The sequence below is a fragment of the Micromonospora costi genome (assembly GCF_003626655.1).
Taxonomy (GTDB): domain Bacteria; phylum Actinomycetota; class Actinomycetes; order Mycobacteriales; family Micromonosporaceae; genus Micromonospora; species Micromonospora costi.
On record NZ_RBAN01000001.1, the window covers coordinates 848,819 to 864,092 of the forward strand.

14 protein-coding genes are annotated in these 15,274 nt (G+C 74.9%); 8 read left to right on the forward strand and 6 right to left on the reverse strand.

Going from position 1 to position 15,274, the window contains the following annotated elements; all coding sequences use genetic code 11:
* Nucleotides 1-77: 77 nt before the first annotated feature.
* Entirely contained in the window at nucleotides 78-353 is a 276-nt protein-coding gene (locus D7193_RS03825) for an isoamylase early set domain-containing protein (RefSeq protein ID WP_120777960.1), read from the reverse strand.
* Between the two features lie 158 nt (nucleotides 354-511).
* On the opposite strand from D7193_RS03825, the gene D7193_RS03830 reads away from it, so the two are divergent.
* From D7193_RS03830 to D7193_RS03845, 4 genes are all read left to right on the forward strand, one after another.
* On the forward strand, nucleotides 512-772 hold the full coding sequence (locus D7193_RS03830) for a Prokaryotic metallothionein (protein WP_120777961.1): 261 nt from the start codon (nucleotides 512-514) through the stop codon (nucleotides 770-772).
* Nucleotides 773-1,005: 233 nt separating this feature from the next.
* A complete protein-coding gene (locus D7193_RS03835; RefSeq protein WP_120777962.1) occupies nucleotides 1,006-2,010 on the forward strand; it encodes a DMT family transporter in 1,005 nt (334 codons plus the stop codon).
* Nucleotides 1,962-2,414: a GNAT family N-acetyltransferase gene (locus D7193_RS03840; RefSeq protein ID WP_120777963.1), complete on the forward strand. Its 453-nt coding sequence runs from the start codon at nucleotides 1,962-1,964 to the stop codon at nucleotides 2,412-2,414. The genes D7193_RS03835 and D7193_RS03840 overlap by 49 nt, the downstream gene beginning before the upstream one ends.
* 191 nt (nucleotides 2,415-2,605) lie before the next feature.
* Nucleotides 2,606-3,097, forward strand: coding sequence for a GNAT family N-acetyltransferase (locus D7193_RS03845; protein WP_120777964.1), 492 nt, complete (start codon nucleotides 2,606-2,608; stop codon nucleotides 3,095-3,097).
* A 102-nt stretch (nucleotides 3,098-3,199) separates the two neighbouring features.
* On the opposite strand, the gene hemQ is transcribed toward D7193_RS03845, so the two are convergent.
* Genes hemQ through hemE form a run of 3 tightly spaced genes read right to left on the reverse strand, consistent with a single transcriptional unit; the run spans nucleotide 3,200 to nucleotide 6,410 of the window.
* The gene (gene hemQ / locus D7193_RS03850; protein ID WP_120777965.1) at nucleotides 3,200-3,901 is read right to left on the reverse strand and encodes a hydrogen peroxide-dependent heme synthase; all 702 of its coding nucleotides are present in this window, start codon (nucleotides 3,899-3,901) and stop codon (nucleotides 3,200-3,202) included.
* Nucleotides 3,898-5,307: a protoporphyrinogen oxidase gene (gene hemG / locus D7193_RS03855; protein WP_120779233.1), complete on the reverse strand. Its 1,410-nt coding sequence runs from the start codon at nucleotides 5,305-5,307 to the stop codon at nucleotides 3,898-3,900. Before hemG ends, hemQ begins: the two co-directional genes overlap by 4 nt.
* Nucleotides 5,308-5,312: 5 nt before the next feature.
* A complete protein-coding gene (gene hemE / locus D7193_RS03860; RefSeq protein ID WP_120779234.1) occupies nucleotides 5,313-6,410 on the reverse strand; it encodes a uroporphyrinogen decarboxylase in 1,098 nt (365 codons plus the stop codon).
* Between the two features lie 135 nt (nucleotides 6,411-6,545).
* On the opposite strand from hemE, the gene D7193_RS03865 reads away from it, so the two are divergent.
* On the forward strand, nucleotides 6,546-7,118 hold the full coding sequence (locus D7193_RS03865) for a DUF3000 domain-containing protein (protein WP_120777966.1): 573 nt from the start codon (nucleotides 6,546-6,548) through the stop codon (nucleotides 7,116-7,118).
* Between the two features lie 16 nt (nucleotides 7,119-7,134).
* On the opposite strand, the gene D7193_RS03870 is transcribed toward D7193_RS03865, so the two are convergent.
* Both D7193_RS03870 and D7193_RS03875 read right to left on the reverse strand, forming a co-directional pair.
* Nucleotides 7,135-7,857: a hypothetical protein gene (locus D7193_RS03870; protein ID WP_241562807.1), complete on the reverse strand. Its 723-nt coding sequence runs from the start codon at nucleotides 7,855-7,857 to the stop codon at nucleotides 7,135-7,137.
* A gap of 621 nt (nucleotides 7,858-8,478) precedes the next feature.
* On the reverse strand, nucleotides 8,479-9,627 hold the full coding sequence (locus D7193_RS03875; protein ID WP_377456423.1) for a S1C family serine protease: 1,149 nt from the start codon (nucleotides 9,625-9,627) through the stop codon (nucleotides 8,479-8,481).
* Between the two features lie 614 nt (nucleotides 9,628-10,241).
* Between D7193_RS03875 and D7193_RS03885 the strand changes: the two genes are divergently transcribed.
* The 3 genes from D7193_RS03885 (at nucleotide 10,242) to D7193_RS03895 (ending at nucleotide 15,074) form a co-directional block, all read left to right on the forward strand.
* The gene (locus tag D7193_RS03885; RefSeq protein WP_120777968.1) at nucleotides 10,242-11,585 is read left to right on the forward strand and encodes a ribonuclease D; all 1,344 of its coding nucleotides are present in this window, start codon (nucleotides 10,242-10,244) and stop codon (nucleotides 11,583-11,585) included.
* Nucleotides 11,586-11,814: 229 nt separating this feature from the next.
* A complete protein-coding gene (locus tag D7193_RS03890) occupies nucleotides 11,815-13,011 on the forward strand; it encodes a thiolase family protein (protein ID WP_120777969.1) in 1,197 nt (398 codons plus the stop codon).
* Nucleotides 13,008-15,074, forward strand: a complete 2,067-nt coding sequence (locus tag D7193_RS03895) for a 3-hydroxyacyl-CoA dehydrogenase NAD-binding domain-containing protein (RefSeq protein WP_120777970.1) — start codon at nucleotides 13,008-13,010, stop codon at nucleotides 15,072-15,074. The genes D7193_RS03890 and D7193_RS03895 overlap by 4 nt, the downstream gene beginning before the upstream one ends.
* The last annotated feature ends 200 nt before the right edge of the window (nucleotides 15,075-15,274 follow it).

Genomic DNA, 15,274 nt, shown 5'->3' on the forward strand with positions numbered 1-15,274 from the left:
CGATGCCACCAACATAAATTAAACTTTGTTAACAGTAAAGACCCTTATCGATAAAACAATCGGCGAGCCTGGATGCGTCAGATCACCAGCGTGCAGCCACGCTCGTCCACCCCGTCGGCGCTGTCGTCGTCGAGCCACACCCCGCCGGTGGCGAGGTAGCGGAAGCGGTACTCCCCCGGGCCGAGCCGCACCGTCACCGTACGGGTGCCGTCCCGGCGGGCGACCAGCTCGTGCCGGCCGGGCTCCCAGCCGTTGAAGCAGCCGACCACGCTCACCGTCCCGGGCGGTGTGTCCCGGGGCAGGCAGAAGGTGACCCGGGTCTGGTTGCCGAACAGCTTGTTGCGCTTGATCACGGAGTACCTCCAGGGGCTCGGGGTGTCTACCAGGCCTAACGGGCGACACGCCGGGGCCGACACGCCGCCGGAGCCGGACGGATTACGGCATTCACGGCGAGCGCGTCCCGTCCTGCCCGCAGTCTGGGCGTACCTGTCCTGAGATCGGGGGTTCTTCCATGGCGACCTGCGAGGTCTGCGGCAACGACTACTGGATGGCGTTCGAGGTGCGGACCGTCAGCGGCGACACCCACACCTTCGACAGCTTCGAGTGCGCCATCCACCGGATGGCGCCGATCTGTGAGCACTGCCAGATCAAGATCGTCGGACACGGCGTCGAGGTCAACGGGCGGTTCTTCTGCAGCGGGCACTGCGCCCGCGCCGTCGAGGGCAGGCAGGGCGCCGAGATCCGCGACGCCGTCGGGGTACGCCCCGCCTGACCGTGACGGCGTACGCCGGGCCGCGCCCCGCCCGACGACGGCCGGCGTAGGTCCCTGCCCGACGGCGGCCTGCGGTACGGTCGTGCGATGCGGCCGTTCCCGGGCGTTCTGCCTCCCCCGCGCTCCTGACCGGAGCGCACCGTCCCACGCCGACCGGCTGACCCGGTCGGCCACACCGCCGTGCGCTCCGCCGACGTCGTCCCCCGTCAGCGGCCCACCTTCGGAGCGCACCCATGCCCGCTTCCCCTACCGCGCCGACCGTGCGTTCGGCGCCGGTCACGCCTGTCCCGCCCGCCCGCGCGGGCCTGATCTCGATCACCGTCGCCGGGGTGCTGTGGGGCACCACCGGCGTCGTCGTCCACGCCGTGCACGACAGCACCGGCCTCAGCCCGGTCAGCATCGGCTTCTACCGCCTGGCGATCGCCGCGCTCGTCCTCGCGGTGTTCACGGCGCCGCGACTGCGGCGGACGCTGGCCGCGGTACGCGCGGCACCGCTGTCCCTCCTGGCCACCGGGGTCGGGCTCGGCGTCTACCAGGCGCTGTACTTCGCCGCCGTCGCGCTCGCCGGCGTCGGCGTGGCCACCGTGGTCAGTCTCGGCCTGGCGCCGGTGCTCGCCGCCGCCTGGGAGTCCGTCCGCGCCCGCCGGCTGCCCGGGCGGCTCCGGGTGGCCACCCTCGTGGCCGCGGTCGCCGGCCTCGCCCTGATCACCGGGGCCTCGGCGACGCCCACCTCGGCGGCGCCCCGGCCCCTGCTGGGGTTGCTCGCGGCGGCCGGGTCCGGCCTCGGGTACGCCGCCACGACCCTCGTGAGCCGGCACGTCTCCCGGCGTACCGCACCGATGACGCTCACCACCCTCTCCACCGCGATCGGCGCGGTGGCCCTCGCACCGGTCGCCCTGGCCGACGGGCTGGCGGTGCCGGCGCGGCCGGACGTCGTGGCGCTGCTGCTCCACCTCGGGGTGGTCACCACCGCGCTGGCGTACGGGCTGTTCTACGCGGGGCTGCGGACCACCGAGGGCAGCGTCGCCGCGGTGGTCACGCTGGTGGAGCCACTGACCGCCGCGGCGCTCGCCGTCGCGCTCCTCGGCGAGCCGCTGCCGCTGCCCGTGATCACCGGCGGGGTGCTGCTGCTCACGGCCGTGGCCGCCACGTACCTGGCGCCCCGGGCAGGGGGACCTACGATCGCAGGATGCCGTCGCAGACGATCGAGGTCCGCACCGCCGCGTTCGCGGACCTGACCACCCGCACGTTCCACGACCTGCTCCGGTTGCGGATCGACGTGTTCGTGGTCGAGCAGAACTGCCCGTACCCGGAACTCGACGGCCGCGACGTCGAGCCGGCCACCCGGCACCTCTGGCTCACCGACGGCGAAGCCCCGCTCGCGTACCTGCGGATCCTGGCCGACCCGGGCGGCATCGCCCGGATCGGCCGGGTGGTGGTGGCGCCCGCGGCGCGCGGCGGCGGGTACGCCGGGCGGCTGATGACCGAGGCGCTGGCCGTGGTGGGTGACCGGCCCTGCGTGCTGGACGCGCAGTCGTACCTGGTCGACTTCTACACCCGGCACGGCTTCACGGTCACCGGCCCGGAGTACGTCGAGGACGGCATCCCACACGTCCCGATGCGGCGCGACCCGATTAATTGACACCGATCTATCTATGTGGAACCCTCCGCAGGCCGCGACCAGCGGCGCCTGCTGATGCTCGCCGGGTCCCCGGCCGGGGACGCGCCCCACTGCCTCCGGGCGCGGCCCCGGCCGGTCCGTCGCCCCCGGCGCGGCTCATCCCGCGGGAAACGGGGTCGCGGGCCGGCCACCACGGCGGGACCATCTCACCCATGATCGAGATCAGGGTGCTCACCCCGGACGACTGGACCTCCTGGCGCGACCTGCGGCTCGCCGCGCTGGCCGACGCGCCGTACGCCTTCGGATCTCGCCTCGCCGACTGGCAGGGCGACGGGGACCGCGAGGAGCGCTGGCGGTCCCGCCTGGCGATCCCCGGTTCGCACAACCTGCTCGCGGACCTCGACGGGCGCCCGGTGGGCATGGTCAGCGGTGTTCCCACGCCGACGGCGGGAACCGCCGAACTGATCTCGATGTTCGTGCGTCCGGACGTCCGTGGCCGGGGCGTCGGGGACACGCTGGTGGAGGCGGTCGCCCGGTGGGCACGACGATCCGGCGCCGACCGGCTGCGTCTGGCCGTGGTGCCGGGGAACAAGGCGGCCGTCCGCCTCTACGAGCGCCAGGGCTTCGTGGCCACCGACGAACTCGGCGATCTCATGCCCGACGGCGTCCACCGCGAACAGATCATGGTGAAGCAGCTGGTTTGACCGGCACCGGATCGCCGGTACGGGCGGTGTCCGGGTGCCCCGGGACACCGTCCGTACCGCCGACAGCGGGTCACCGCCGCGGACCGGTGCGGCGCGGGCGCGTCAGACCAGGCAGGTGACGATGTCGGCGATGGACCGGCGGCGACCGGTGTAGAAGGGGATCTCCTCCCGCACGTGCCGCCGGGCCCGGGAACCCCGCAGGTCCCGCATCAGGTCGACGATCCGGTGCAGCTCGTCGGCCTCGAAGGCGAGCATCCACTCGTAGTCGCCGAGGGCGAACGAGGCGACGGTGTTGGCCCGCACGTCCGGGTAGCCGCGCGCCATCTTGCCGTGCTCGGCGAGCATCTCGCGCCGCTCGGCGTCCGGCAGCAGGTACCACTCGTACGAGCGGACGAACGGGTAGACGCACAGGTAGGCGCGGGCCTCCTCGCCGGCCAGGAACGCCGGGATGTGGCTCTTGTTGAACTCGGCCGGCCGGTGCAGCGCCATCTGCGACCAGACGGGAGTCATGGCCCGGCCCAGCGTGGTGCGGCGGAACCGCAGGTACGCGTCCTGCAGCGCGTCGCTCGACGACGAGTGCCACCAGATCATCAGGTCCGCGTCGGCGCGCAGGCCCGCCACGTCGTACGTGCCCCGGATCGTCACGTCCTTGCCGGCCAGCTCCTCGAAGAGCGCCTCGACCTCGGCGGTGACGTTGTCGCGCAGCGACGGCAGCGGGTGGCTGGCCCGGAACACCGACCACATCGTGTAGCGGATGGTGTCGTTCAGCTCGCGCAGCCGGGCCGCGTTGGTCTGCTCCGTCATGTCCCCGATCCTCCCAGTGCTGTGATGATCTCGTCGGCCGCCGTCTCGCCCGAGCGGACGCAGACCGGGATGCCCACGCCGTCGTACCCGGCCCCGGCCAGGGCGAGCGTCGGGTGGCTCGCCCGCAGCGCGGCCCGCACCGAGGCCACCCGGTCGGTGTGCCCCGGCGTGTACTGCGGCAGCGCGCCGCCCCAGCGCTGGACGTGCCCGGCCACCGGGGCGGGCAGCGGGGTGCCGAGCACCGCCGACAGCTCGCGGTGCACGGTCGCCGCGAGGTCCTCGTCGGGGCGTTGGAGCTGCTCCTCCTCGCGGTACCGGCCGACCGACGCGCGCACGAGGGCCAGCCCGTCGGGCCGGCGCAGGTGCCCCCACTTCGTGGTGAAGAACGTCGACGCCTTGATGAGCAGCCCCTCGGTGCCGGGCACCAGGAAGCCGGAGAGTTCCGGCAGCTCCGGCTCGGGCAGCGCGAGCGTGACCAGCGCGACGCTCGCGTAGTCCAGCGCGCCCACCGTGTCGGCCAGCTCGGGGGCGGACCCGGCGAGGAGCCGGGCGGCCGGCCGCGCCGGCACGGCCAGCACGACCGCCTCGACGTCGACGTGCTCCGGGTCCCGCGTCGGGCCGACGGTCAACCGCCAGCCGGTCGGCGTCGGGTGCAGCTCGCGGACGGTCGCGTCCCGGCGGATGGTCGCGCCGCTCTCCCGGGCGGCCGCCTCCACCAGCGTGCCGAGCCCGCCGGCCAGGGTGCCGAAGACCGGTGCGCCGGGTGTGCGCGGCGCGGCGGCCTGCGCGGCCCGCACCGCCCCGACCAGGGTGTGCTCGACACGTGCCGTGCGGGCCAGGGCGGGCATCGTGGTGACCAGGGAGAGGTCGTCGGCCCGCCCGGCGTACACGCCGCCCAGCATGGGGTCGACGAGCCGGTCGACCACCTCGTCGCCGAACCGGGCCCGCACCAGGGCGCCGACCGCCACGTCCTCGTCCGGCCCGAGCAGCGGGCGGCCGTCGTCGCGGTCGGCCGCCGCGGCCGGCGTCGCCACCGTGGTCACCGTCGCGAGATCCCCGGGTACGCCCACCAGGGTGCCGCCCGGGACCGGCCGCAGGTGCCCGCCCACGGCGAGCGCGGCCTGCCCGACGGTCGGGTGGACGATCCGGTCGGCGAGGCCGAGGCGGCGGACCAGGGCCACCGCGGCGGACTCCCCACCGGCCGGGTCGCGCATCAGGAAGGACTCGGCGCCGAACTCGACGGCCTGGCCGGCCAGCTCGCCGGTGCGCAGCTTGCCGCCGAGCGCGCCGGAGCGCTCGTACACCGTGATCTCGGTGCCCGCGGGGGCGCGGTCGCGCAACCGGACCGCGGCGGCCAGCCCGGCGATGCCGCCGCCGATCACCGCCACCCGCCGGGGCCGCCGCACCTCGCTCACCTCCGGCCGGCCTCGCCCGCCGTGAGGTCGTGGACCAGGGCGACCACCCGGGTCAGCACCTCCGGGTCGGTCTCCGGCAGCACGCCGTGGCCGAGGTTGAACACGTGCCCCGGCGCGGCCCGGCCCTGCTCCAGCACGCGGCGCACCTCGGCCTCCACCACCGGCCACGGCGCGAGCAGCACCGCGGGGTCGAGGTTGCCCTGCAATGCCCGGTCCGGGCCGACACGGCGGGTGGCCACGTCCAACGGCGTACGCCAGTCGACGCCGACCACGTCGGCGCCGGCCTCGCCCATGGCCGTCAGCAGCTCGCCGGTGCCCACGCCGAAGTGGATGCGCGGCACCCCCGCGTCGGCGAGCCCGGTGAGCACGGACGCCGAGTGCGGCAGCACGTAACGGCGGTAGTCCGCCTCGGAGAGCGCCCCGGCCCAGGAGTCGAAGAGCTGCACCGCGGACACGCCCGCGGCCACCTGGACGCGCAGGAACGCGAGCGTCATCTCGGCGAGGCGGGAGCAGAGCGCGTGCCACAGCTGAGGGTCGCCGTACATCAGCGCCTTGGTCTTCGCGTGCGTCCGCGACGGACCGCCCTCGACGAGGTAGCTGGCCAGCGTGAACGGCGCGCCGGCGAAGCCGATCAACGGAGTGGCGCCCAGCTCGGCCACGAGCATCCGGACCGCCTCGTCGACGTACGGCACGTCCTCGGGCGTGATCGGGCGGATCCGCTCGACGTCGTCGGCCGTGCGCACCGGCTCGGCCACCACGGGCCCGGTGCCGGGGACGATGTCCAGCTCGACCCCCGCCGCGGCGACCGGCACCACGATGTCGCTGAACAGGATCGCCGCGTCCACCCCGTGCCGGCGCACCGGCTGGAGCGTGATCTCGGCGACCAGGTCCGGACGGCGGCAGGACTCCAGCATCGCGACGTTCGCGCGGATCTCCCGGTACTCGGGGAGGGAGCGGCCGGCCTGACGCATGAACCAGACCGGTGTGTGCGGGCCCGGCTGGCGGCGGCAGGCCCGGACGAAGGGCGAGTCGCCCGGTCCGGCGGGAGCGGGGATGTCGTCTCGGGCCGCGTCGCCCGTGGTGTCCGTGCTCATCGCGGCCATCGTGCCACGCCCCGCGACGGCCCCGCCGGGCACGGCCCCCACGTGTGACCCGTCCCGCCCGCCGTGTGCCGGCACCGTCGGCGCGCCGTCGCGGCGGCGGGTGGGCGGCGGGCATAGGCTGCCGGCATGGCCCCCCCGATCGCGCTCCCGGAGACGTTCGCCCGCGCGGTCGCCGGGCTACGGTCCGCGGCACCCCGGTCGGAGATCGTGCTGGAGGAGGTCGGCGCCCCCCAGCGGCTCGCGCCGTACGCCTTCGCGCTGGCCGCGAGCGTGCTGCGCGACGGCGACGAGGTGGCCACCGGCCGGCTCATCCTGCTCCACGACCCGGCCGGGCACGAGGCGTGGCAGGGCACGCTGCGGTTGGTCACCTACGTGACCGCCGAGCTGGAAGCCGACATGGTCGCCGACCCGCTGCTGCCCGGGGTGGGCTGGACGTGGCTCACCGACGCCCTCGACGCGCAGGACGCCGGCCACCGGGCCATCGGCGGCACCGTCACGCAGACCATGTCGACCCGGTTCGGCGAGCTGGCCGGCCCGCCCGCCGTGGGCGACATCGAGATCCGCGCCTCGTGGACGCCGGTCGACGACGACCTGGCCCCCCACCTGCTGGCCTGGTGCGCGCTGCTGGCCTCGACGGCGGGGTTGCCGCCGCCCGGGGTGACCGCGCTGCCGGAGCATCGCCCCGCCGGCGCGGCCTGACCCCGTACGGGCGGCGTCAGAGGTAGTTCTCGGCCTCGTCGCAGACCTTATCCAGGCCGCTCATGGCCTTGTCGTACTCGCCCTTGTTGCCGGCCGCCGCCGCGCCGAGGGCGGTGGTCAGCTTGTCGAGGCAGTTGGCGATGACCTTCTTCTGCCGGGCCTGCTCGTCCCGGTCGTTGCGGGTGCCCGTGAGGTCCTGCTCGGTGTCGGACAGCTTGTCCCGGACGGTCTGCAGGTCGACCTTGAGCTTCTCGATCTCCCGGGCGTTCGCGGCGATCGTGCCGTCGCGCTCCCCCACCTGGGCGGTGAGGCGCCGCTCGGTGCGGTCCAGCTCGCTGCTCTTGGTCACGTACAGGCCGGTCATGACACCGCCGAGGACGAACAACAGCCCGGCCACCAGGGCCAGGACGAGCACCGCGCGCCCCCGACCGGCGGCCGGGGCCGGCGGCCCGTACGGCGGGACGGAGCCGGGCGGTGCGGACATCGGCGCGCCGTAGACCGGGCCCGACACCGGCGGCACCGACATCGGCTGGTCGACGCCGACGTACGGGGGCACGCTGGCCGGCGCGGCGTACGCGGCGGCCGGCGGGACGCTGGCGGGGGCGGCGTACCCGGCGGCCGGTGGGGCACTGGCCGGCGTGGCGTACCCCGTGGCCGGCGGGACGCTGGCCGGCGCGGCGTACCCCGCGGCCGGCGGCGCCGAGAACGGCGCGGCGGAGAACGGCGGGGTCGGCGGCACGGGTGGGATCGGGGCCGTGGGATGCGCCCGTGGCACGTGCTGGGTCGGGTCCGCAGCCGGCGCGGGTGGGGTCGGGATCGGCTGGGTCGCCTGCCCAGGCCCGTACCGAGCGGCCTGGGCCGGGATCGGCTGGGTCGCCTGCCCAGGCCCGTAGGGAGAGGCCTGGGCCGGGATCGGCTGGGTCGGCTGCCCGGGCCCGTACAGCGTGGGGGGTTGCGGCGCCGGCGGTTGCCCGGCGGCCGGCGGCTGACCGGGCGGGGCCGGCGGCGGTGCCGGGAAGCCCTGCGGCCCGGTCGGTGGTTGGGTCATCTCTCTTCCTCCAGGTGAGCCGGTCCGCGACGTGGGCGCCACGGACCTTCGGGGGTGCGGGCGGCCGGTGGACGACCCGGCCGGGGTCAGGGGTTGGCCACGGCCGGCCGGGGGCGGCGGCGTGCGGCGTGGCGCCGGCCCGGGCCGGCCGATCCGGCCGACCCTCCCGGGCCGGTCAGGAACGTGCCGATCCGGTCGGCCGGGACGGTCGGAGCCGGGCCGATTTCGGTCGACCGGCCGGGCGGTCGGAGCCGGTGGCCGGCGCCGGTCGGATCCCGGGTTGATCCGGTCGGGGCCGTCCGGCGGCGACCGTCAGCAGATCTTGAAGCCGTCGCAGGCGACCGTGATCGGTACGGCGAGGCCGATGCCCTCGGCATCGCGTGCCTTCGCGGTGGCGATCCCGACCACCTGCTTGTTGCCGTTGATCACCGGTCCGCCGGAGTTGCCGGGGTTGATGGGCGCGTCGAACTGGATGACCGGCCCGGACCCGTCCCTCGCGTCGCGGAACGCGCTGACCACTCCGGTGGTGACGCTGTCGGCCAGGCCGAGCGGCGCGCCGACCACGACGATCTGCTGGCCGGACTTCACGGCCTCCCGGGTGGCGACCAGGCCCGTGAACCGGCCGGTGGTGCGTAGCTGGGCGATGTCGTTGGTCTCGTCGACCTTCACGATGGTGGCCGGGAAGCGCTGGTCGGTGCGTTCCAGGAAGACCTCCCGGCCGCCGCCCTCCCAGACCGCCTCCACCACGTGGAAGTTGGTGAACAGGTTCGTGCCGCCGCCGGAGGCCGGCTTGCCGATCGCGAAGGCGGTGCCGGTGAACTGGCCGGCGCGGACGCGGAACACGCTGGGCAGCGCGGCGCTGGCCACCGCCTCCGGGTTGAACGTGGCCCCGGCCTGCTTCTCCAGCGCCTCCGCCCGCTTCTCCACCCCGTCGAGGCGCGCCGCGTCCGCGCTCTGCGTCTCGGCGAGGCGGCGGTCGGTGGCGGCGAGGCGGTCACCGAGGCGGTCGATCTGGTACGCCTGGAACCCGGCCAGCCCGGCCAGCGCGAGCACGACCAGTACGGCCACGACGGTGCGCCACCGCCCGCGCCGGGGCGCCACCGGCGGTGGGACCGCCACGCCGGTATACCCGGCTCCTCCCGCCGGCCACGCGCTCGGCACCGACCCTCCCGCCGGCCACGCGCTCGGCACCGACCCTTCCGGGAGCGGCCCCGCCGGCGCCGACCCGTCGGGGGCGGCCGGAGGGACGGGCGCCGTACCGGTGGGTCCGGGCGGCGGGAGCGGCCCCGAGACGGGGGCGCCCGCCGGTGCGGCGGGCGTCGGCGTGCCCCACTGCCCGGCGTTCGGCGGCGTCGGCCACTGCCCCGCGTTCGCCGGCGTGGGCCAGGCCCCGGACGGAGCGGCGGGCGGCGCGACCGGCTGCGCGGGAACGCCGGGCGGTGCGGGCACGCCGGCCTGCATCGGCACGCCCGGATGCGCGGACGCCACCGGATGCGCGGACGCCGCCGGATGCGCGGACGCCGCCGGCTGCGCGGACGCCGCCGGATGCGCGGACGCCGCCGGCTGCGCGGACGCCGCCGGATGCGTGGGCGTCAACGGCTGCGTGGGCGTCGTCGGATGCGCGGGGGCGCCGTGCTGGCCGGGGGCGGGTGCGCCGGGCGCGGACCACCCCGGCACGGCGGCGCGGGCCGGCTCGATCCGCGGCGGCAGCGGCCCAGGGCGGTCCCCCACCGAGCCGGCCGGGCCGGGTGGGCCGGGTGGGCCGGGCGGGCCAGCCGGGCGGGGCGGGCCAGCCGGGCCGGCGTCGTCGGGACCGGCGTCCGCCGGCCGCCCCTCCACCCGACCCGAGCCAGCCGAACCGTAGCCAGCCGTCATGATCGCCACGCCCTCCCCCGTCGACGTTCGTACCGCCCGCAGGTCGCCTGACCCGCTGGGGCGGGTATGGACCGTACCGGCGTGAACGGGCTTTGTCTTCCCCGATGTCCGGGCCCCGATGGCCCTTCGCGGGCCATTCGATCGACACACAGGCCCACCGGCTGCACGCGCCGGATCGCGGAGCGCACTAGGGTTGTCAGGTGACCGACGAACCACCCCTGCGCCGTCGGGCCGCCGCGAGCCGGCCGGAGGACGCACCGCACCACCCGCCGTCGGGCCAGCCGGAGCCGACGGACGCGGGCGACGAGCCGGCTGCCGGCGGGCCCGTGCTGCTGACCGCTCCCCGGGAGGGCACCCCCCAACCGGTGGCCACCCCGGAGGCGCTCGCCGAGGTCGTGGCGCGCTTCGCCGCGGGCAGCGGCCCGGTGGCGCTGGACGCCGAGCGCGCCTCCGGCTACCGCTACAGCCAGCGGGCGTACCTGGTCCAGCTGCGCCGCGAGGGCGCCGGCACCGTGCTGATCGACCCGTTGCCGCTACCCGACCTCACGGCCCTCGACGAGGTGATCGGTGAGGCCGAGTGGGTGCTCCACGCCGCCAGCCAGGATCTGCCCTGCCTCGCCGAGCTGGGGCTGCGACCGCGCCGGCTCTTCGACACGGAACTGGCCGCTCGGCTGGCCGGCTTCGAGCGGGTCGGCCTGGCCGCGCTGACCGAGCAGCTGCTCGGGTACGCCCTGGAGAAGCACCACTCGGCCGCCGACTGGTCGAGCCGTCCGCTGCCCGAGTCCTGGCTGACGTACGCGGCGCTCGACGTGGAACTCCTCGTCGACCTGCGCGACGCCCTGGACGAGGAACTGGCCCGCCAGGGCAAGTCGCCGTGGGCCGCGGAGGAGTTCGCGGCGCTGGTCCGCACGGGCGCCCGACCGCCCCGGGTCCGGGCCGAGCCGTGGCGGCGCACCTCCGGCATCCACCGTGTACGGGGCGCGCGGGCGCAGGCCCGCGTCCGCTCGATGTGGTACGCCCGGGACCAGATCGCGGCCCGCCGCGACGCGGCGCCGGGGCGGGTGCTGCCGGACTCGGCGATCATCGCCGCGGCCGAGCTGGACCCGAAGGACGAGAAGATGCTGCTCACCCTCCCCGGGTTCGGCGGCCGTTCGGTACGCCGCCTGGCGCGCACCTGGCTGGCGGCGCTCGACGACGCGCGGCAGCTGCCGGAGGACGCGCTGCCCGTGGCGCCCGTGGTCGAGGGTCCACCGCCGCCGCACCGGTGGGCGGAGCGGGACCCGGTGGCCGCGGCCCGGCTGGCCCGGTGCCGGGAGGTGGTGCTGCGGATCTCCGGCGAGCACCGGCTGCCCGCGGAGAACCTGATCGCCCCGGATTCGGTGCGCCGGTTGGCGTGGGTGCCGCCGGAGGAGGTCACCGAGGAGACGGTGGCCGAGACGCTGCGCGGCTTCGGCGCCCGCGAGTGGCAGATCGCCCTGCTCACCAAGGAACTGGCGGCCGCCCTCACGGACCCGGAACCCCCACCACCGACCCAGCCCCGGTGATCATGAAGTTGTTGCCCCGCCACCCGGCGTGTCGGCGCAACAACTTCATGATCACGGGAGTGGGTGCCGCGGGGACGATGTGGGGTGGGCCACACGGGGGGTGTGGTGTCGGGTTTGGTTACTGACGAGTAGCATCCGAGGGACCACGCCAGTGCCGGCGACCGTCGTCCGGTCCCTCGTGCCCGCCTGCCGGCACGACGCCGGACCACGGGTCGAAAAGGAGGCTCAAGTGCCCCGTGAAGTTCGGGATGTCGTCTTCGTCGACGGCGTCCGTACCCCGTTCGGCAAGGCGGGTGGCATGTACGCCAACACCCGCGCCGACGACCTGGTGATCCGCTGCATCCGTGAGCTGCTGCGCCGCAACCCGCAGCTGCCGCCGGAGCGGGTCGAGGAGGTCGCGATCGCCGCCACCACCCAGATCGGCGACCAGGGCCTCACCATCGGCCGGACCGCCGCCCTGCTGGCCGGCCTGCCCAAGACCGTCCCCGGCTTCGCCATCGACCGGATGTGCGCCGGGGCCATGACCGCGGTGACCACCGTGGCCGGTGGCATCGCCATGGGCGCGTACGACATCGCCATCGCCGGCGGCGTCGAACACATGGGACGCCACCCGATGGGTGAGGGCGTCGACCCGAACCCCCGGATCATCGCCGAGAAGCTGGTCGACCCGTCGGCGCTGGTCATGGGCGCCACCGCGGAGAATCTGCACGACCGGCTCCCGCACATCAGTAAGGAGCGCACCGACGCGTTCGCGCTCGCGTCGCAGCAGAAGACCGCCAAGGCGTACGCCAACGGCAAGCTCCAGGGCGACCTGGTACCCGTCGCGATCCGCGACGAGGAGGGCGGCTGGGGTCTGGCCACGGTGGACGAGGCGCCCCGGGACACCTCCCTGGAGAAGCTCGCCACGCTCAAGACCCCGTTCCGGCCGCACGGCAAGGTCACCGCGGGCAACGCGGCGGGCCTGAACGACGGCGCCACGGCGGGCCTCATCGCCGCCGAGGAGACCGCCCGCGAGCTGGGCCTGCCGGTCGCCATGCGGCTGGTGTCGTACGGCTTCGTGGGCGTCGAGCCCGAGGTCATGGGGTACGGTCCGGTCCCGTCGACGGAGAAGGCGCTGCGCATCGCCGGCCTCACCATCGACGACATCGGCCTGTTCGAGCTGAACGAGGCGTTCGCCGTGCAGGTGCTCGCCTTCCTCGACCACTTCGGCATCGCCGACGACGACCCGCGGGTCAACCAGTGGGGCGGCGCGATCGCCATCGGGCACCCGCTCGCCTCCTCCGGTGTGCGGCTGATGACCCAGCTCGCCCGACAGTTCGCCGAGCACCCCGAGGTCCGCTACGGCCTCACCGCCATGTGCATCGGCATCGGCATGGGCGGCACCGTGATCTGGGAGAACCCGCACTGGGAGGGTGGAGACAAGTGAGCCTCGCCGCACCGAACGAGGTCGTCACCAAGGCGCTGCTGCGCGAGGTGCACGTACCGGGGCTGGAGCGCCCGGCCGCCCTCATCACCCTGGACAACGGCTTCGACCACACCAAGCCCAACACCTTCGGGCCCGGTGGGTTGACGAGCCTGGACGAGGCCATCACGGCCGCCCTCGCCGCCGACCCCGCGTTCATCGCGGTGACCGGCAAGCCGTACGTCTTCTGCGTGGGCGCGGACATCACCGGCCTGCCGCTGCTCGCCGACCGGGAGCAGGCGCTGGAGATCGGCCGGCTCGGCCACCGGGTGTTCGCCCGGCTCAAGGACAGCGCGGTGCCCACGTTCGCGTTCGTCAACGGCGCGGCGATGGGCGGTGGGCTGGAGCTCGCCCTGCACTGCCACTACCGGACGCTCTCCGGCGGCGCCGCGGCGCTCGCCCTTCCGGAGGTCTCGCTCGGTCTGGTGCCCGGCTGGGGTGGCACGCAGCTGCTGCCGAACCTGATCGGCATCCCGGCGGCGACCCAGGTGATCATCCAGAACCCGCTCATGCAGAACAAGATGCTCAAGCCGAAGCAGGCGGCGGAGCTGGGCATCGCCGACGTCCTGCTGGAGCCCGCGGACTTCCTGGAGCGCTCCCTGGAGTGGGCCGCCGGCGTGGTGCGCGGCCAGATCACCGTCACCCGCCCCGAGGTCGACCGGGACATGTGGGCCGGCGTGCTCTACTTCGCCCGGCAGACCCTCGACCAGCGGCTGCACGGCGCGGTCCCGTCCGCGTACAAGGCACTGGACCTGCTCGACACGGCCAAGGACGCCGACTTCGCGGCCGGCACCGCAGCCGAGGACGAGGCGCTCGCGGACCTCATCTTCTCGGAGGAGCTGCGCAGCGGCCTGTACGCCTTCGACCTCGTGCAGCGGCGGGCCAAGCGGCCGGCCGGCGCGCCCGACAAGGGCCTCGCCCGCCCGGTCACCAAGGTCGGCATCGTGGGCGCCGGCCTCATGGCGAGCCAGCTCGCGCTGCTGTTCGCCCGCCGGCTCCAGGTGCCCGTGGTGATGACCGACCTCGACCAGGCCCGGGTGGACAAGGGTGTGGGCTACGTCCACAGCCAGATCGAGAAGCTGGTCAGCAAGGGCCGGATGGACAAGGGCACCGCCGCCAAGCTGTACGGCCTGGTCAGCGGCTCGGTCGACAAGGGCGTCTTCGCCGACGCCGACTTCGTCATCGAGGCGGTCTTCGAGGACCTGGGCGTCAAGAAGCAGGTCTGGGCCGAGCTGGAGAAGATCGTCAAGCCGGAGGCGGTGCTCGCCACCAACACCTCCAGCCTGTCGGTGACCGCCATGGCCGAGGACCTGGAACGCCCCGAGCGGGTGGTCGGCTTCCACTTCTTCAACCCGGTCGCCGTGCTGCCGCTGCTGGAGATCGTCCGGGGCGAGCGCACCGACGACGCCACGCTCGCCACCGCGTTCGCGGTCGGCAAGCAGTTGAAGAAGTCCTCGGTGCTGGTGAAGGACGCCCCCGCGTTCGTGGTGAACCGGCTGCTCACCCGGTTCCTCGGCACGGTCTTCGCGGCCGTGGACGCCGGCACCCCGCTGGACGTGGCGAACAGCGCACTGGACCCGCTGGGTCTGCCGATGCGCCCGCTCGCCCTGCTCCAGCTCGTCGGGCCCGCCGTGGCGTACCACGTGGGCGGGACGCTGCACGCCGCGTTCCCGGACCGGTTCGGGGTCAGCGAGAACCTCAAGCGGATCGCGGACTCCGGCCAGCCCATCGTGGTCGACGACGAGGTGAACCCGGAGGTGGCGAAGCTGCTCGTGGTGGGCGACTCGCCGCTGACCGCCGAGCAGGTCCGGCAGAACGCGCTCGACGCGCTGGCGCAGGAGATCCGGCTGATGCTCGACGAGGGTGTCGTGGCCGAGGCGCAGGACATCGACCTGTGCATGATCCTCGGGGCCGGCTGGCCGTTCCACCTGGGCGGCGTCACGCCGTACCTGGACCGGACCGGCACGTCCGAGCGGGTCACCGGCCGGCGGTTCCTTCCGCTCGGGGCGGCCAGCCTCCCCGCCTGACCCACATCCCCGCTCCCCCGCATCGCGGTGGCCGGCGGCGTCCACAGTGGCGCCGCCGCCACCGCGATCGTCTTTCCTAGGGTGAACGGGCGAGCACCGAGGGCCGTTTTCCGAGGTACGGCGGACCGTTCGGCGGGCAGCGGCGGGCACTGCGGGCTGGCTAAGATCACCCGTTGCGCTTTTCTCGTTTGGAGCTGACC